This is a genomic window from Pantoea sp. C1E2, from assembly GCF_056491465.1.
The window spans coordinates 2455683-2472718 of record NZ_JBSZHT010000002.1 but is presented as its reverse complement, the minus strand read 5'-3'; the positions used below and the strand labels follow the sequence as shown (position 1 = coordinate 2472718).

Genomic DNA, 17036 nt, shown 5'->3' with positions numbered 1-17036 from the left:
GCAGGGCGTGAATCTGGACAGTCAGCCTGGCCACATTGACCAAATAAAACAGACCAACGCAGGTGTGGTTTACCGACTGATTGACCTATACGGCCCGATTTCGCGTATTGAGCTTTCTAAACGTGCCCAGCTGGCACCCGCCAGTATCACCAAAATCGTGCGTGAAATGCTCGATGCGCATCTGGTGCAGGAAACCGAGTTTCAGGATCCAGGCAGCCGTGGTCGTCCGGCCATTGGCTTGATTCTCGACACCTTCGCCTGGCACTACCTGGCTATTCGCATTCAACCGGGCCAGATCACGCTGACGCTGCGCGATCTCAGTAGCCGGGCACTGCAGGAAGATCGTTTGCCCCTGCCTGCCAGCGCTGACCAACCATTGCTGCAAACGCTGCAGAATATGGTCAATGACTTCTTCGTCCGCCATCAGAATAAACTTGAACGTCTCACCGCGATTGCCATCACCTTGCCCGGTTTGATCAATGCGGCTTCCGGTGTGGTGCATCGCATGCCGGGGTACGACGTGCAGGAAATGCCTCTAGGTGAAACGCTCTCCACGCTCACGGGTTTACCGGTATTTGTTCAACATGACATCTCCGCCTGGACGCTGGCTGAAGCGCTGTTTGGTGCCTCGCGCGGTGCGCAGGATGTGATTCAAATTGTGATTGATGAAACGGTAGGCGCGGGCGTGATCAGCGGGGGACAGCTGTTGCATAAACGTGGCCGCGCGCTGGTTGAAATTGGCCATACGCAGATCGATCCTTATGGTCAGCAGTGTTACTGCGGCAATCATGGCTGTCTGGAAACCGTAGCCAGCACCGGAAGTTTATTGCAACTGGCGGCCCAGCGTTTATCTTCACAACCCGACAGTTTGCTGCATCGGGAACCCCTGACCATCGCCAGTTTATGCGCAGCCGCACAGCAGGGCGATCGGCTGGCGCGTGACGTGATTGCCGGTGTTGGCCATCACGTGGGTCGCATGTTGGCAATGATGGTGAATATCTTCAATCCACAACAAATCCTTATTGGTTCACCGCTTAATCAAGCCGCTGATGTGCTGTTTCCTGCCGTCAGCAGCACCATTCGTCAGCAGGCGTTACCCGCATACAGCAATGAGATTCAGCTCGCACCCACCAGCCTCAGCGATCCGGGTACTCACGGTGCCGCCGCGCTGATCAAAGACTCCCTTTACAGCGGCCATTTGCTGGTAAAACTGTTGCAAGGCTAATCACTGCTCGCCTTAAGTTTGCGCTAACGCAATCTGCCGTCAGAGACATTTCCTTAAACTGCCTTCTTCGCAGGTTACACATCGCTCTAACGAAGGAGGAATAAGGTGAAAACAATCTTTGTCACCGGTACCGACACCGCGGTGGGTAAAACCGTCGTGTCACGCGCGCTGCTGCAGTGTTTCGCCAAAGCGGGCCTCTGTGCAGCGGGCTTTAAACCTGTTGCCAAAAGTGCACAGCACACACCCGACGGGTTGCGTAATAAAGATGCTCTGCTGTTGCAGCAGGCATCGGGTCTTGAACTGCCGTACCAGGCGGTGAATCCCATCACGCTGGAAGAAGATGAAATCAGCACCAGCGCATCCGCGCGCATTGATTATTCATTGCTGAGCCGCAGCCTTGAGCAGTTACAAAGCCGCGCCGCGCGGGTGGTAGTGGAAGGAACCGGGGGTTGGCGCAGTCTGATGAATGATCTGCAACCGTTGTCCAGCTGGGTTCAACAGGAACAGCTGCCGGTTGTGCTGGTGGTGGGCATCAAAGAAGGTTGCATTAGTCATGCTTTACTGACCGCCGAGACTATCGCTCGTGATGGGTTGCCTTTAGTGGGATGGGTCGCCAACCGCATTAACCCAGGACTGGCTCATTACGCTGAAATCATTGATGTTCTGCGTGAAAAGCTGGGCGCACCGCTGTTGGGTGAGTTGCCTTATCTGCCGCGTGCCGAGCAGCGTGAGCTGAGTGGCTATCTGGATATTTCCCTGCTGGATGAGGCTTTGATGCACATTGACAGTGCACAGCCTGCGGCGTGATGAAACGAAGTGATGCAAACAGTCGGTGGCTGAATCTAAGGTTTCGGATTCAGCATCCGATTTTGCTCTGCTTAAATCAGCTTTTTATCATGAGGTTATAAATTTTTTCCTGAATGTGAGTGCCAATGGCGTGAATCATGCATCAGCCATGCTGATGAATATTCTGCCGGAGCATACACATGTCGCACTCCCCTAAAGGTTTATTGTATGGGCTTGAAGCCCGTATTGGCCCTGTTCCCGCCTTTTTCGCTGCGTTGCAGCACGTCCTTGCCAGCGTGGTGGGGATCATTACCCCGCCGCTGATTATTGGCTCAATCCTTGGATTGCAGGCTTACATTCCGTATCTGATTAGCATGTCTTTGCTGGTTTCGGGTTTAGGGACGTTTTTGCAGGCGCGCCGCTTTATGGGTGTTGGGGCGGGCATGATTTGCCTGCAAGGCACCAGCTTTGCTTTTCTCGGTGTCATCTTATCCGGTGGATTGATGGTGAAAGCGCAGGGCGGTTCACCGGAAGCGATCATGGCGATGATCATGGGATGCAACTTTGTGGCCGCGTTTATCCCGATGCTAATCAGCCGCTGTGTGGTGCCGCTGCGGAAAGTGCTGACGCCCGTGGTGACCGGCACGGTGATTACCTTGATCGGTATCAGCCTGATTAAAGTCAGCATCACCGATTGGGCAGGCGGTCATAACGCCGCTGACTTTGGCGCTCCGGGCAATCTGGCGCTGGGCGCGCTGACACTGCTGGTGATCATTGTGCTCAACCGTTCCCAAAATCGCTGGATGCGCCTGGTTGCGGTGGTGGCAGGCATCGCCGTGGGTTGTCTGGCGGCGGCACTGACCGGCCATCTGCCCATTAAACCGATGGCCACCAGTCACTGGTTGGTTTTGCCTTCATTTTTCCGCTTTGGCTTTGATTTTAGCTGGAGCATTTTCGTGCCGATTGCCCTGGTGTCGGTGATTTGTGTGATTGAGGCAGTAGGGGATTTGACGGCGAACTGCCTGATCTCGCAGCAACCGATTGAGGGCGAGGGTTTCCAGCGTCGTTTGCAGGGCGGCATTCTGGCAGATGGTATTAGCTGCTTGTTCGCTGCGATGTTTTCGGCATTCCCCAACACTACTTTTGCGCAAAACAACGGTGTGATTCAGATGACCGGCGTGGCCAGCCGTTATGTTGGCATGGTGATTGGCGTGATGCTGTTGCTGTTAGGTGTGTTTCCGGTGATCGGGAATGTGCTGCAGCAGATTCCCGCGCCGGTACTCGGCGGCGCCACTCTGGTGATGTTTGGCAGTGTGGTGGCGGCAGGCATTCGTGTAATGACGCAATCCCCGTTGGGCCGCCGTGAGATGTTGATCGTTGCGGTGTCATTTGGCATTGGCTTAGGTGTAGAAGCTGTGCCTGAGGTGTTGAAGCAGTTGCCACCGTTAGTGAGTAATCTGTTTGGTCATGCGGTGACCACGGGTGGCATTCTGGCGATGCTGTTGAATATCGTGCTGCCATCGGAACGGGGTGATGAGCGGGTGATCAATGCGGTGAAGGAAAATCACTGATTTGAGTTTGTGCGTGCGTTGGGGAGATGGGGATTTAAACCACTGGCTGTGAGTCGGTGCGTACGTCGGAAGAGATGGGGATTTAAACCGCTGGCTGTGAGTCGGTGCGTACGTCGGAAGAGGCGGCAGATCGTAAAGACGCCGTAAACCGTCCCTGGGGCTCGGCCCGCGCCATCCCTGGCGCAGGACGCTTTACTCCTCTGCCGCCTCTTCCAACGTTTCAGCGGTTGTGCAGTTTGATTGTGAGTCTGGGCATGAGTTGATTGTAAACCGCTGGCTGTGAGTCGGTGCATACGTCGGAAGAGGCGGCAGATCGTAAAGACGCCATAAACCATCCCTGGGGCTCGGCCCGCGCCATCCCTGGCGCAGGACGCTTTACTCCTCTGCCGCCTCTTCCAACGTTTCAGCTGTTGTGCGGTTTGTCTGGACTCGGGCTGCCGTGCGATTTGCCCCATGATTAAGCCTTCGCGCTGCATGTCTGCATTCAGGCTGTCGTGCACTGTTCCTCAAGGTTCAGCCATTGTGCGCTTGGTTAAGGATTCAATCGGCGGCGCGTGCGTCCTGAGCTGAGATAATCCGCGATATAGTCCTGCGAAATCTCACCGCTGTAGCGTCCTTCCTCATCCACGATCGGCATCCAGACGGTGTTGTGCTCATACAGCTTGGATAGCACCACGCGCAGATTCTCTTCGGCCTTGCCCGTCACCTTGAAGGTATGCAGCATCTCCTCGCAGCTTCCGGGGGCATTACGGGCTTCACGACGCTTCACAAACCCCAGCGGCTTGCCATCATTATCCACCACGGTGACAGATCGCATATCGTTGTCATCCATAGTGGCGAACGCCTCCTGCAACGGGGTACTGCGCTTAACCGTGATGGTCGGCTGTTGATCGGTGACGTCGCCTGCCTGCACCAGAAGCAGGCGTTTTAGCGTGCGGTCCTGGCCAACAAAGGATCCAACAAAATCATTGGCCGGTTTCGCTAACAGTTCGTCAGGACTGGCGCACTGCACGATTTTGCCCTGTCCAAATACCGCGATGCGGTCACCGAGTTTTAGTGCTTCATCGATATCATGGCTCACCAGCATCACCGTTTTCTTCAGCTGGCGCTGCATTTCCAGAAACTCGTTCTGAATCACTTCACGGTTGATCGGGTCGACGGCACCGAAGGGTTCATCCATCAGCAGCACCGGTGGATCAGCCGCCAGCGCGCGGATAACGCCGATTCGCTGCTGCTGACCGCCAGACATTTCACGCGGATAGCGATGCAGGAATTTGCTGGGATCGAGCGCCACCATGCTCATCAGCTCGGTAGCACGCTCGCGGCAGCGTTTTTTATCCCAGCCCAGCATGCGCGGCACCACGGTAATGTTCTCTTCGATGGTCATGTTGGGGAACAGACCAATCTGCTGAATCACGTAGCCGATATTACGACGCAGCGTGACGGTATCTTGTCCGCTGGTGTCTTCGCCGTTGATCAAGATCTTACCGCTGCTGGCTGGGATCAAACGGTTGATCATTTTCAGCGTGGTGGTTTTGCCACAGCCGGAAGGGCCTAGCAGCACACACATCTCTCCGGCAGGCACTTCCAGGCTGACGTTATCCACGGCGTTGAAGGAGGTGCCGTTCTTTTGCGTAAAGGTTTTCGTCAGGTTTTCCAGTTTTATCATTATCGAATCCCCTTAGGAGTCAGCGCCGACTGCAAACGGTGCAGTAGCCAATCAAGCACAATCGCTAATAAACAAATCATCAGTGCACCGGCAATCAGCATGCGCACATCACTGCCGCTGATACCATCCAGCAGTTGTAAGCCCAATCCGCCAGCACCAATGACTGCGGCAATCGCCATCACGCCAACGTTCATCACCACCGCAGTACGAATACCGCCGAAGATCACCGGCAGCGCCATAGGAATCTCGACCCAGCGCAGGCGCTGCCAGAAGGTCATACCTATACCGCGGCCCGCTTCACGCAGCCCAGGCGAAAGGTTCTCCAGCGCGGTATGGGTATTGCGCACAATCGGCAGCAGGGAGTAGAGGAACACCGCACAAATTGCGGGCAGCGCACCAATGCCCTGACCGATCATAGAAAACAGCGGAATCATTAAGCCAAACAGCGCAATGGTCGGAATGGTTAGTACGATGGTGGCGATACCGAGCACCGGCGTCGCCAGCCATTTGAAGCGCACAATCAAAATGCCCAGTGGCACGCCAACGATGATGGCGAATCCCACCGCCACCAGCACCAGCCAGGTATGCTGCCAGGTTAACGCCATCAGGGTGTGCCAGTTACTCATGATGTAATGCAAAGTCTCCATGACGCCTCCTTACAGCATGTTTTTAGATTGAAGGAAATCACGCGCCACCTGTTGCGGTGACTGATGATCGATATCAACGCGTTTGTTCATCTCGGTAATTGCTTCATCGGTGATCAACGGAGAGAGTTGATTGAGCGCCGTATCCAGCCCCGGATGGCTTTCCAGCACATCCTGGCGCACCACAGGCGTGACGTTGTAACTCGGGAAGAAGTGCTTATCATCTTCCAGCACCTTGAGTTCAAAGCCTTTTACTCGTCCATCGGTGGTGTAAATCAAGCCAGCATCAACAAAGCCATCGCGCACCGCGTTGTACACCAATCCCGGATCCATCTGACGAATCTGCGGACGATCCAGCGGCATGTTGTAAGCCTTCTGCAACGGTTTCAAACCATCGGAACGGCCGGAGAACTCCAAATCAAGTCCCAGTTTCCAGTTGTGGTCGGGGTCGGTTTTGCGTACCTGTTCCAGTTTGGCAACCAGCTGTGACATGGTGCTGATGCCTTCTTTATCGGCGCGTGCACGCTGCATGGCAAATGCATAGGTGTTGTTCATTGGCGCGGGATCGAGCCACACCAGACCCAATTTGGCATCGAGCTGTTTAACGGTTTTATATGCTTCTTCTGAAGACATCGGTTTGTTGATGTGATTGAAGATGATCAGCGAGGTGCCGGTATATTCCCAGGTCATATCAATTTGCTTATTGATCATCGCATTGCGACCAATGGTCGTGGCGATATTGGTCTTAGGCACCACCTGGAAACCTTTCTTTTGCAGCCAGAGCACGGTCATAGCTGACAAAATATGCTGTTCGGTAAAACTCTTGGTTGCCATCACAATCGGCGTTGCCGCGGCAGCGGTTTGGCTGATGGCCAATGTGGCGGCCAGTGCCAGCGCGGTGTGCTTCACCCAGCGCGTTAAAATATGCGTTTTACCCATCACTTAGCTCCTTGTTAAGCCGCAGAGTGCGGGCTGAGGAAACGTCCCAGGGCTGCCAGCAGCAGATCGAGGATCAGCGCAAACAGGGCGGTGGCGACTGCGCCGAGAATCAACGTTGGGAAATCATTAAGGTAAATGCCGGGGAAAATTAGTTCGCCAAAACTGCTGGCACCAATCAGGAAGGCCAGCGGTGCCGTTCCGACGTTAATGGCGGTCGCGATGCGCACACCTGCCAGAATCACCGGCAAGGCATTGGGAATCTCAACCTGACGCAGACGCTGAAATTTGGTCATGCCGATGCCGTTGGCGGCTTCAATCAGCGACGGTGGCACCGCGCTTAAGCCGGAAAAGGTATTACGCACGATGGGCAGCAGTGACGCGAGGAACAGGGCAATTAAGGCCGGTCGATCGCCTATTCCGACAATGACCATTGCCAGGGCCAGAACAGCCAGCGGTGGCAAAGTATTCCCGACGTTAAAGATCTGCATGACATATTCAGCCCAGCGACGGGCAAACGGACGGCTGAGTAAAACTCCACTCGGAATGCCGACCAACAGGGCAAACAACATTGACCAAAACACTAAAAACAGATGCTGCTGGCCGAGATAGATTAAGTCTTCTTGCCGGTCGCGCAACGTATTCAGCCCGATTCCCCAAACCAGCAGGGCAATCACCGCGACGATGGCCAGTAGTGCCAGCCCGGCTCTACTGACGAGCGATGCATTTTGCATGCGAGAGTCTCCCTGATTCGACAAATTGTTCGATCTGGTTATGTCATTTCACGGTTGAAGGCGCAGCGGAGAAATAACCGCATACGAAAATCCTTCACCCCATTAAATTGCAGATAAAATGACTGTTAGATACTGCTTTTCCAGTGAATAACTGGAAAGTGCTGTAAAAAGCTATAGCAATGCTTAGCGTAATGCGCCAGTTTCTACGGCAAAATCAGACAGATAGAAGGGTGGTTAAAACCTTCTTAACCCGCATGAAATAAGGCATCATCTGACAATAAAAAAAATTCATCGAATTGCGTGACATTGTCACATTGCGGGCGCACGCAGAGGAAACTCGTCTGATGGAAAATCAGCTAGCCTTGAAAGTAAAAAGGGAGACGTATGACTGAAACTGCAGAATTGAACACGGAACATCGCCACTGGATCCTTATCGCCTGCATGTTAGCCATGTTTATGGCCGCGATTGAAGTCACCATTGTGGCGACAGCGATGCCTACCATTATTGCTGAACTCGGCGGTTTCTCGCAGTTTGGCTGGGTTTTCTCTATCTATTTGCTGACTCAGGCCGTGAGCGTGCCACTCTATGGTCGTCTCGCAGATATGTGGGGCCGTAAACGACTCTTGTTCATTGGCGTCTCGCTGTTTCTGACTGGTTCGGTGTTGTGCGGTTTTGCGCACACCATGACGTGGTTAATTCTGTTTCGCGCGTTTCAGGGTTTGGGTGCAGGCGCGATTATGCCACTCACCAGCACCATCGTGGCCGACATCTATTCCCCGCGCGAACGTGCCAACGTGCAGGGCTGGCTCTCCAGCGTGTGGGGTGTTGCGGCTATCATCGGGCCTCTGAGCGGCGCCTGGCTGGTGCAGCACTTTAGCTGGTCGGTGATTTTCTGGGTTAACGTGCCAATCGGCCTGTTTTCCATGCTGCTGTTAGCGCGTTTCTTACCGGCGCGTGAGCATCACAAAGGGGCAACGCTGAATCTTACTGGCAGCTGCTGGCTGATGATTTGCGTCACGGCTCTGTTGGTTGCGTTGTTGCAGGCGGATGCTCTTGGCTACTGGTTACTGGCATTCCTGTTATTGGCACTGCTAGCGGGCTGGCAGTTGAAACAGCATGAACAGCGTGCTGAGGCTCCGCTGTTTCCTCTCGCTATCTGGCGCAGCCGGCTAATTCTGGCAGGCAACGCCGGTAATCTGATTATCGGTGCCACCATGATGGGCATCAGCGCGTTTCTGCCAACGTGGATTCAGGGTATCACTGGCGGAACACCGCTGCAGGCGGGCAGCGCGCTGGCGATGATGTCCATTGGCTGGCCGCTGGCCAGCACGCTGAGTGGCCGATTGATGCTGATAACTTCCTACCGTTTTACCGCGCAACTCGGTGCCTTGTTGCTGATTGCGGGCAGCGCGCTGTTGCTGCTGTTGCGAACCGACAGTTCAATCATGCAAGCCGGGCTCACTGCTTTTGTCATCGGCACCGGCATGGGCATGACCAGCACCACCTTCCTGGTGTCAGTGCAAAATCACGCGCATTACGACATTCGTGGCATTTGCACCGCGTCAATTATGTTTAGCCGTATGCTGGGCTCAGCGATCGGGACGGCGCTGATGGGGGCGGTTCTGAACTTCAACCTTGCGCAGCGTCTGCCACAGGCTAACGATCCGATGCAGCAGATCATGTCACATGAGAGCCGTCAGTCATTGTCCGAAGCGACGTTGCATCAGTGGACCGGACAGATCGCTGCCTCGCTGCATTGGGTGTTTGTGGTGGCGTTAGTGATTGCGATGTTGACGTTGTGGATTGCGTGGTTGATGCCGCGCCAGCGGCCAGAAGCGGAATAGAAAAGGGCGGCCATCAGCCGCCCCTTTAGTATTACTGCGCGGGAGCATCCTGTGAACTTCCTGCGCTTGCCGGGACATCACTCTCACTGTCGCGACCGTTTTTCTTATACACGATTTTCTGGCTGTCATTTTCGCAGTGACCCACCACCTGACCGCCCGCTTGATCGGCCTGATCGTTAGGCACGATATCCAGCGTGAAGTCTGATTCGGCCACGCCGTTACTGACGATTTTCTTGCTGATATCCGCTTTGACGCTTTCACAGGAAGCCTGCGCCAGCACCGGCAACGCCAACATTGCCATCAACATCACTGCATTACGTTTTTTCATCACACTCTCCTTGGTTCTGAATTCCCTTGAAAACTATAGCAGCAACAGCGAATTAAGGTGCGACCGTACGACCGGTACGACGATCCAGGCAGCGCAGGGTGTTCGGTTCCCAATACGCATTGACGTTATAGCTCTTTTCGCAGCTATCACGGGTGTCAAAAGCCTTATCGGTTTTATCGAACTCTTTCTCGACGCGCGTATTCACTTTATTGCGCAGGTTTTTCGTGTCGTTCCACTGTTCTTTGCTTTGGCGCGCGGCTTCGTTGCTGGAAGCACTATTGCCATTTTCGATAATCAGGCGGTCGGTTTGGGCCGATGCCAGCGGAGCAGTCAGCAGCGCACCGGCGGTTAACGCCACAGTCAGCAGGAGAGAAAACAGGTTTTTCATTGTGATTTCCTTTAGTTAACACCAGCACAGCCAGAAACCCGGCTGTCACAACCATGAGGGCTAGTATATCATCGCTGCAACTTTGCTCACCAGCGGTGAGCCTTTTGTTTAGGCGAGAGAGAGATTTTCTATGCTGGTGAAAACCACTTTACTGTTTTTTTTGACTGCGATTGCCGAAATTGTTGGCTGTTTCCTGCCGTGGCTGTGGCTGAAGAAGGGCATGACCGCGTGGCTACTATTGCCTGCAGCAGCGAGTCTGGCGCTGTTTGTCTGGTTGCTGACGCTGCACCCGGCAGCGAGTGGTCGCGTATATGCGGCTTACGGCGGTGTCTATGTGGTGACGGCGTTGATTTGGCTGCGCGTGGTGGATGGCGTCAAGCTCAGTGCGTGGGATTGGATCGGCGCGCTGGTGGCGTTTAGCGGGATGTTAATTATTGTCGCTGGTTGGGGCCGGGCATAAATGAAGGGCGCAGCCTGTGCGCCCATAACATCAATCAGCCTTTATGCACTTTCAGACCGGCCAGCGTCTGCGTAACTGGCATGATTTCCAGCGTATTGATATTGACGTGTTTAGGCAGCGTCGTGACCCAATACACCGCTTCAGTGACATCTTCCGCAGTGAGCGCGGTGGTGCCTTCGTAAACGGCATCTGCGCGGCCATCATCGCCTTTGAAGCGCACGTTAGAAAACTCGGTGCCGCCCACTAAGCCCGGTTCGATATCAGTCACACGCAGCGCGGTGCCGTGCAAATCGGTACGCAGATTCAGGCTGAACTGACGCACGAAAGCTTTAGTCGCGCCATAGACGTTGCCGCCCTGATAAGGCCAGCTGCCTGCAATGGAACCGATATTGACGATATGACCGATGTTGCGCTCCACCATGGCAGGCAGAACCGCACGCGTCATGTACACCAACCCTTTGTTGTTGGTGTCGATCATGTTTTCCCAGTCTTCAATATTGGCTTTATGCGCAGGCTCAACACCTAATGCCAGACCGGCGTTATTCACCAGCACATCGATATCACGCCACTCTGTCGGCAGCCCGGCAATAGCTTCATCGATAGCGGCACGATTACGCACATCCAGCTGAACGGTGTAAAGATTGTCACCCAGCTCATCTTTCAACTCTTTCAGACGCTCAGCACGACGTCCGCTGGCAATCACTTTATGACCATTAGCAATGAAGCGACGGGTGATGCTTTGACCAAAACCGGCGGTAGCGCCAGTGACAAAAATAATCATCTCACTGTTCCTTAAACAATTGTACGTCAATGTTAACCAATTGATTTTAAATTTAAAAACCAACAATGAAACTCTAAAAGGGGCATGAGAGGGGCAAGCGCTATCAGCCTGCGAGCGCCTGGTGCAGCCAATTTACCCGGCTGTCGCTCGGCTCTCCGATCCATGAACCCTGGACATCATAAACCATCTGAGCATTCTCATCGCCCATCTGCGTTGCGATAAATGTGGGATTAGCATCTGCGGAGGGCATCTAACATGCACTTACGATAACGTCATGGTGCCATTTGGCTGGCGCTGAGGGGGTGTTAAGTTCATGAGCGGATTCGGCCTTTTGTTTCCTCTAAATTAAGGAAAGCAAACCGGGCATCGCGGCATATCACCGCGATACCAGGCGCCTGTTTTGGCTTAGTAAATCAGAAAGAACTCCAGTTATCCTCCGGGGAGGTTCCCGCTGTAGCCAGCGCTGTACGGGATTTTAGCGGAGAGACGACCGGCTTTTTCTCATGACTCACAGAATTGGGTGTCATGGCATCAGCGCCCATCAATTTAAAGGTGCTGACCAGTTCGGCCATCACGGCGGCCTGCTCTGACATGGACTGGGCCGCACTGGCGGACTCTTCAACCAGCGCCGCATTCTGCTGCGTTGTGGTGTCAATTTGCCCCATCGCGATATTGATTTGACCAATACCATCGCTTTGCTCGCGGCTGGCATGGGCAATTTCTTCAATTAGCTGCGTCATATTGTGGATATCAGACACAATACTGGTCATCCCGTGATCGGCTTTCACGACCAATTCCCTGCCTGACGTCACGCGTGCAACCGTGTCATCAATCAGTGTTTTGATCTCTCGTGCGGCACCCGCACTGCGCTGTGCCAGACTCCGCACTTCGCTGGCGACCACCGCGAAGCCTCTGCCTGACTCGCCTGCACGTGCAGCCTCAACAGCGGCGTTCAGCGCCAGAATATTGGTCTGGAAGGCAATGCCGTCAATCACTTTAATAATTTCGGACATCTTCTTCGAATCGTTCGAAATTTCCTGAATTCGTGAGGAAACATCGTTCATTACGGCACCGTTGTCTCTGACCGCGGAGGCCACGTCACTGACAAACTGGCGCGCCTGCTCAGTATTACTGGCGGTATTGCTTAGCGTTGAAGTCAACTCTTCTAACGTGGCGGCCGTTTCCTCCAGGCTTGCTGCCTGTTCATCGGTACGAGAGGCCAGGTCATTGTTGCCTCCACTGATTTCACTGGAGGCGAGCGCGATGTTGTTAGCCCCTTCACGCACGCGCAGAAGCACGTCCGAAAGTTTTCCAACAAAACGGTTGAACGCCGCTGATATCTGGGCCAGCTCATCTCCGCCACGAACATCCAGGCGGCGGGTCAGATCACCTTCCCCGGAGGCAACGTCTTCCAGTGCATCTCGCAAAATGGCGAGGCGACGCAACTGCTGGTTAAACACCAGCCCGGCAATCAGCGCGGTAATAATCAGACTCACCAGGGTAATGAGGATACTTTCCCGTTGCAAAGTCGTCAGTGATGCAGTCACTTCATCACGGTCAACGGCAATCACCAGTGACCATGGCGTCCCTTTTACCGGAGAGGCATAAACGAACTGCTGTTCACCGCCGATGGTCAGTTCAGCATGCCCACCCTGACTGGCCAGATTTTGGATGACCTTGAGGTCGAGGGAAGGTGAGAGCTCAGTGACCGGCTTGAGAATAAGGTCTGACTTCGGCGCGGCGATCAATTTACCGCTGCTGTCCACCAGGAAGGCAAAACTCTTCTCAAGGGGATGAATCGCATTCACCGTATTTGAGACGGTATCCAGATGCAGATCGCTGCCGATCACACCCAATGTTTTCCCGTTTTCGACAATCGGCTGAGCAAAAGTAATGGTCAGTTTGCCCGTTGAGGCATCGACATAGGGGTCCAGTAACACTGGCTGGCCAGCTTTCACCGTTTCCAGATACCACGGACGCTGGCTGCCATCATAGGTGGCTGGCATAGGGTGAACGAATACATGGGAATGAGGCTCAGGATAGACGATGTAGGCATCATCAAACTCGCCAGCTTCGATTGCAGCACGCAGAAAAGGGACCGCATCGTCATGACGACCAAAAGCCGTTTTAATCGAACCGGTGATACGTTGTTTCTCGGCTGCCCAGCCAGCCAGTTCAGCCGCATGAACGCGGGAGAGCTGTCCAATGCGCTCATCAATGCTCTCAAGTGTCTTTCCACGCACGGTGGTGTAGGTAAAAGTGGCAAGTGCGATAAGGGATACTGCCGTAATGACCACGCTGATAGCGATTAAACGCGAGCGTATTGTTTTAAACATGATTGACCTTCCACCCAACTGGATCACATTAGAGGTTTGTTTTTTTCCAGAATGCGTCCTGCGTCACTGAAAATATCGAATACGTATTCCGTTATCGGTAACCCCATCTAAAACTGTAGGGAAACGATTGCGCGGTGGAAGAGTGTTAAGTCAATAAGGGTAAGGGAGATTGCGGGCCCGTCATCCTGATAAAGAGAGACGGGCACACTTTACTTAACGAAGCGAGCGCCAGAATGCACTCGCTGATACCGCTTAATTTAACGCGATGAGGGGCAGCTGATGTGAGTCGGTATAACGGCCCGTGGCCAATGGCATCGCGTCCTCATCAACCTGGAACTGCGTCACCGACTGCTGCAAATTCACCACTTGCTGTTGCAGAGAACCTGCTGCGGTAGCGACTTCTGCAACAAGAGAAGCATTCTGCTGCGTCACACCATCCATCTGCTGGATAGCGATATTGATCTGTGAGATGCCGCGCGTCTGCTCGCCAGAGGCCAGCATCACTTCATCCATAATATCGACCACTTTCTTCACATCGAGCATCACTTCATTCATGGTCACGCCAGCATCTTTCACCAACCCCGAACCCTGCTCAATATTACTGAGCGAGTCATTGATCATCAGGCCAATTTCCTTCGCGGCAGTGGCGCTGCGCTGTGCCAGCACCCGAACTTCGGAGGCAACCACCGCAAAACCACGTCCCGCTTCACCGGCGCGCGCGGCTTCAACCGCTGCGTTCAAGGCCAGCAGATTAGTCTGGAAGGCAATGCCGTCAATCACACCGACGATGTCGCCGATTTTTGCCGAGCTTTTCTCAATGGAACTCATGGTGGTGACCACTTCAGACACCACCGTTGCGCCACGCGAAGCAGAGTCAGAAGCCTTCTGCGACAGGGCGTTAGCCTTGCGCGTATTGTCCTCGTTATTTTTCACTGTCGCCATAATCTGCTCCATGCTGGATGCCGTCTCATCCAGCGAGGCAGCCTGTTGCTCGGTACGGCTGGAAAGATCGATATTACCGGTGGCGATCTCTTCTACGCCGGAACCGATCGCATCGGTGCCATTGCGGACCATCAGCACCATGTTCGCCAGACCATCGCGCATACGCTGGACAGCGGCAAACAATTGCGCAATCTCGTTTTTACCGGAGATATCGATACGCGCACGCAGATCTCCCTCGGCGATGCGATCAAACACGTTAATCACATGATTGAGCGGCTTAACGATAAGATTGGTCATCACCGACCAGGCCAGTCCGGCCAGCACCAGAGCACAAGCGATACAAAAGTACAGCGTGAACTCCATACGCTGAACCCGATCGCTGGATTCGCTATAGGCGACATCAATACTTTTGATTTTGAATGCCACCAGCGCTTTTGAGGCTTTATCAAAGGCACCGTATAACGCCGTAGATTTCCCTGCACGCTGGCGATACTCATCCAGTTTGCCTGCTTCGAGCGCGGCAAAGGCCGGGTCGATAAATTCCTTCATCAGCGCATCGCGCGTCGTTGCCATTTCAGCAGCAATTGGCTTCTCCGCCGGGGATTGCGGATATTTCAGGTATTCCTGCCATTTAGCACTGGCGTTATCTATTTTGCCTCTGGCGCGCTCCAGCGCGACTTTGGCTTTTTCGGCATCGCCACTGCCCACCAGTGATTCATATAAACGTAAATCCAGTCGTCCGCGTAATAAGAGTTCTGAACTTTCATTGAGCGCCACCAGGCCCGGCAAGACTTCTGTATCGACGGTGGCAAAGGATTTATTGCCGGACTGAACGGCAAATAGCCCTAAAATACCGACAAAAAGCAATAAGGCCGTTAATGAAAAAACCATCATGCTGAGAGCTGTACGGATCTTTATTCTACGAAACATAACTATTCCCTGAGAACGTTTAATTGAAAAAGATGAAGGTGTAGTAACAATGAATTTTTTATTAAAAGGGGAAGTCATGAGTGTGACTTCCCGTCAACAGGCGGATTTAACCCAAATACTAAGGCTTAGCGGTCTCGGCTAAGAATGTCTGCAGTTTTTTATTATAAAACTTTGCTTGCATCATGGTGCCGTGGCCGCTGGTTTCAGCACTGGCAGGAATAAGCAGTAATTCCGCTTTCTTTATCTGAGGTAATTCACTCTGCAAAATGCCGGTTTCAACCGGATTACGCTCGTCATCTGCTGAATTAATGATCAACATCGGTGCGGTAATACGGCTTAATCCAGGCATGGCATTATAATTTGCCGATGAACCCCAGATATAAATGAAATCGTTGGCATCCGCGGTGACAGGCGCAGCAAGACGTGCATCCACCAGTTTATCCGCCAGTGCTCGCGTCGGGGCTTTATGCTGATAAGCCAGCGTGCCGCCGGTAGTCGCAATACTGAACATGATATTGGCGGTTTTCAGAGTAGGGGGTTGCTGCTGATAATTGCCTTCAGTCCAGGCCGGATCGCCTTTGATCGATTCAATCAGCATGCGGCGGAGCATCCAGTTGCGGCCGGATAACTCATTCGGCTGCGATGCCATCGGGACCAGTGCATCCATCATGCCGGGATATTTTTCACCCCACAGCCACGTTTGCATGCCGCCCATGGAATATCCCATCACCAGGCGTAAATGCGAAATGCCCAAACCTTCTTTGATCAGCCGATATTGTGCCGTCACCATATCGTCATAATCGTAATGCGGGAATGCCATTTTCATGCCATCGGAAGGTTTGGATGATTTACCGGAACCAATCCCTTCTGGGATGATAATAAAATATTTGCTGGCATCCAATGCCTGTCCAGGACCAAATAATTCTCCGGCAAATCCTGGCGCCAGCAAGGCGCTGAGAGGCTGATTGGTTCCGTGCAGTAATAATACCGCTGGTTTATTCTTATCACCTAAAGTAATGTAATGGATGCGCACATCTTTCAGCTTTTCACCGCTATTAAAGCTAAATTCTTTAGCGGTCCAGTCGGCTTCTGTCGGCGTGGGTAATGAGCTGGCTGCGTGCGTTAAAGGTGATAAAGTTAACAGAATGGCACTGGCCACTCCTGATATCATGCGATTAAACATAAACGTCGCTCTTAAGTGATTGGGTACCCTGGAAGGCTGATATTAGTTTTAATAGAGATAAATCCCAATTAATATCAACGGCATTTAAGGAAAAGCAGACAATAATCTTCTTTTTTGGGTTTTAACAAGACGATTTTTATGCGGTTTTTCTTATGCTAATACATCCGTGTGCCAGAGCGATGTTTAACATTTCTGTATTAATTCCCTTATTTCATCTTTCTCATCGTATTCCGCTTTATTTGTTTTCACTATCAGCGCTTCTCAACACACTACAATCC

The 17036-nt window shown here is 53.1% G+C and carries 15 protein-coding genes; 5 read left to right on the top strand and 10 right to left on the bottom strand.

The genetic code is table 11. From position 1 onward, the window contains the following. The first annotated feature begins 7 nt into the window (after positions 1 to 7). The 3 genes from mlc (at position 8) to ACXI0A_RS11915 (ending at position 3582) form a co-directional block, all read left to right on the top strand. Complete coding sequence (gene mlc, locus ACXI0A_RS11925) at positions 8 to 1225, top strand: sugar metabolism global transcriptional regulator Mlc (RefSeq protein WP_224928169.1); 1218 nt, start codon at positions 8 to 10, stop codon at positions 1223 to 1225. A gap of 105 nt (positions 1226 to 1330) precedes the next feature. Beyond that, positions 1331 to 2032 (top strand): dethiobiotin synthase, encoded by a 702-nt coding sequence (gene bioD, locus ACXI0A_RS11920; RefSeq protein WP_476148657.1) that lies wholly within the window; start codon positions 1331 to 1333, stop codon positions 2030 to 2032. A 179-nt stretch (positions 2033 to 2211) separates the two neighbouring features. Next, positions 2212 to 3582, top strand: a complete 1371-nt coding sequence (locus tag ACXI0A_RS11915; protein WP_476148659.1) for a solute carrier family 23 protein — start codon at positions 2212 to 2214, stop codon at positions 3580 to 3582. 532 nt (positions 3583 to 4114) lie between these two features. On the opposite strand, the gene osmV is transcribed toward ACXI0A_RS11915, so the two are convergent. The 4 genes from osmV to osmY are packed head-to-tail and all read right to left on the bottom strand — an operon-like array spanning position 4115 to position 7565. Beyond that, on the bottom strand, positions 4115 to 5251 hold the full coding sequence (gene osmV / locus ACXI0A_RS11910) for an osmoprotectant ABC transporter ATP-binding protein OsmV (RefSeq protein WP_476148661.1): 1137 nt from the start codon (positions 5249 to 5251) through the stop codon (positions 4115 to 4117). After that, a complete protein-coding gene (osmW, locus tag ACXI0A_RS11905) occupies positions 5251 to 5898 on the bottom strand; it encodes an osmoprotectant ABC transporter permease OsmW (protein ID WP_034823432.1) in 648 nt (215 codons plus the stop codon). The genes osmV and osmW overlap by 1 nt, the downstream gene beginning before the upstream one ends. A 9-nt stretch (positions 5899 to 5907) precedes the next feature. Next, the gene (locus tag ACXI0A_RS11900) at positions 5908 to 6834 is read right to left on the bottom strand and encodes a glycine betaine ABC transporter substrate-binding protein (RefSeq protein ID WP_476148663.1); all 927 of its coding nucleotides are present in this window, start codon (positions 6832 to 6834) and stop codon (positions 5908 to 5910) included. 14 nt (positions 6835 to 6848) lie between these two features. Continuing rightward, complete coding sequence (osmY, locus tag ACXI0A_RS11895; protein WP_224928183.1) at positions 6849 to 7565, bottom strand: osmoprotectant ABC transporter permease OsmY; 717 nt, start codon at positions 7563 to 7565, stop codon at positions 6849 to 6851. A 384-nt stretch (positions 7566 to 7949) separates the two neighbouring features. On the opposite strand from osmY, the gene ACXI0A_RS11890 reads away from it, so the two are divergent. Further along, the gene (locus ACXI0A_RS11890; protein WP_476148666.1) at positions 7950 to 9410 is read left to right on the top strand and encodes an MFS transporter; all 1461 of its coding nucleotides are present in this window, start codon (positions 7950 to 7952) and stop codon (positions 9408 to 9410) included. 31 nt (positions 9411 to 9441) lie between these two features. On the opposite strand, the gene ACXI0A_RS11885 is transcribed toward ACXI0A_RS11890, so the two are convergent. Then, positions 9442 to 9738: a DUF1161 domain-containing protein gene (locus ACXI0A_RS11885; RefSeq protein WP_224928189.1), complete on the bottom strand. Its 297-nt coding sequence runs from the start codon at positions 9736 to 9738 to the stop codon at positions 9442 to 9444. A 52-nt stretch (positions 9739 to 9790) separates the two neighbouring features. Then, positions 9791 to 10126 (bottom strand): DUF1283 family protein, encoded by a 336-nt coding sequence (locus ACXI0A_RS11880; protein WP_200577300.1) that lies wholly within the window; start codon positions 10124 to 10126, stop codon positions 9791 to 9793. A gap of 130 nt (positions 10127 to 10256) precedes the next feature. On the opposite strand from ACXI0A_RS11880, the gene ACXI0A_RS11875 reads away from it, so the two are divergent. After that, positions 10257 to 10586 (top strand): YnfA family protein, encoded by a 330-nt coding sequence (locus tag ACXI0A_RS11875; protein ID WP_224928192.1) that lies wholly within the window; start codon positions 10257 to 10259, stop codon positions 10584 to 10586. 34 nt (positions 10587 to 10620) lie between these two features. Here ACXI0A_RS11875 and ydfG read toward each other — a convergent pair whose 3' ends face one another. The 4 genes from ydfG to ACXI0A_RS11855 all read right to left on the bottom strand — a co-directional run bounded on the left by ydfG (position 10621) and on the right by ACXI0A_RS11855 (position 16758). Beyond that, on the bottom strand, positions 10621 to 11367 hold the full coding sequence (gene ydfG / locus ACXI0A_RS11870) for a bifunctional NADP-dependent 3-hydroxy acid dehydrogenase/3-hydroxypropionate dehydrogenase YdfG (protein WP_476148669.1): 747 nt from the start codon (positions 11365 to 11367) through the stop codon (positions 10621 to 10623). A 413-nt stretch (positions 11368 to 11780) separates the two neighbouring features. Then, positions 11781 to 13703, bottom strand: coding sequence for a methyl-accepting chemotaxis protein (locus ACXI0A_RS11865; RefSeq protein ID WP_476148671.1), 1923 nt, complete (start codon positions 13701 to 13703; stop codon positions 11781 to 11783). A 252-nt stretch (positions 13704 to 13955) separates the two neighbouring features. Then, positions 13956 to 15575 (bottom strand): methyl-accepting chemotaxis protein, encoded by a 1620-nt coding sequence (locus ACXI0A_RS11860; RefSeq protein ID WP_476148673.1) that lies wholly within the window; start codon positions 15573 to 15575, stop codon positions 13956 to 13958. A gap of 118 nt (positions 15576 to 15693) precedes the next feature. Beyond that, positions 15694 to 16758, bottom strand: a complete 1065-nt coding sequence (locus ACXI0A_RS11855) for an alpha/beta fold hydrolase (protein ID WP_476148675.1) — start codon at positions 16756 to 16758, stop codon at positions 15694 to 15696. Between the last annotated feature and the right edge of the window lie 278 nt (positions 16759 to 17036).

Coding starts and splice junctions, on each gene's coding strand:
- ACXI0A_RS11915 (WP_476148659.1), top strand. CDS start 2,212: ATGTCGCACTCCCCTAAAGGTTTATTGTATGGGCTTGAAGCCCGTATT.
- osmV (WP_476148661.1), bottom strand. CDS start 5,251: ATGATAAAACTGGAAAACCTGACGAAAACCTTTACGCAAAAGAACGGC.
- osmW (WP_034823432.1), bottom strand. CDS start 5,898: ATGGAGACTTTGCATTACATCATGAGTAACTGGCACACCCTGATGGCG.
- ACXI0A_RS11900 (WP_476148663.1), bottom strand. CDS start 6,834: ATGGGTAAAACGCATATTTTAACGCGCTGGGTGAAGCACACCGCGCTG.
- osmY (WP_224928183.1), bottom strand. CDS start 7,565: ATGCAAAATGCATCGCTCGTCAGTAGAGCCGGGCTGGCACTACTGGCC.
- ACXI0A_RS11890 (WP_476148666.1), top strand. CDS start 7,950: ATGACTGAAACTGCAGAATTGAACACGGAACATCGCCACTGGATCCTT.
- ACXI0A_RS11885 (WP_224928189.1), bottom strand. CDS start 9,738: ATGAAAAAACGTAATGCAGTGATGTTGATGGCAATGTTGGCGTTGCCG.
- ACXI0A_RS11880 (WP_200577300.1), bottom strand. CDS start 10,126: ATGAAAAACCTGTTTTCTCTCCTGCTGACTGTGGCGTTAACCGCCGGT.
- ACXI0A_RS11875 (WP_224928192.1), top strand. CDS start 10,257: ATGCTGGTGAAAACCACTTTACTGTTTTTTTTGACTGCGATTGCCGAA.
- ydfG (WP_476148669.1), bottom strand. CDS start 11,367: ATGATTATTTTTGTCACTGGCGCTACCGCCGGTTTTGGTCAAAGCATC.
- ACXI0A_RS11865 (WP_476148671.1), bottom strand. CDS start 13,703: ATGTTTAAAACAATACGCTCGCGTTTAATCGCTATCAGCGTGGTCATT.
- ACXI0A_RS11860 (WP_476148673.1), bottom strand. CDS start 15,575: ATGTTTCGTAGAATAAAGATCCGTACAGCTCTCAGCATGATGGTTTTT.
- ACXI0A_RS11855 (WP_476148675.1), bottom strand. CDS start 16,758: ATGTTTAATCGCATGATATCAGGAGTGGCCAGTGCCATTCTGTTAACT.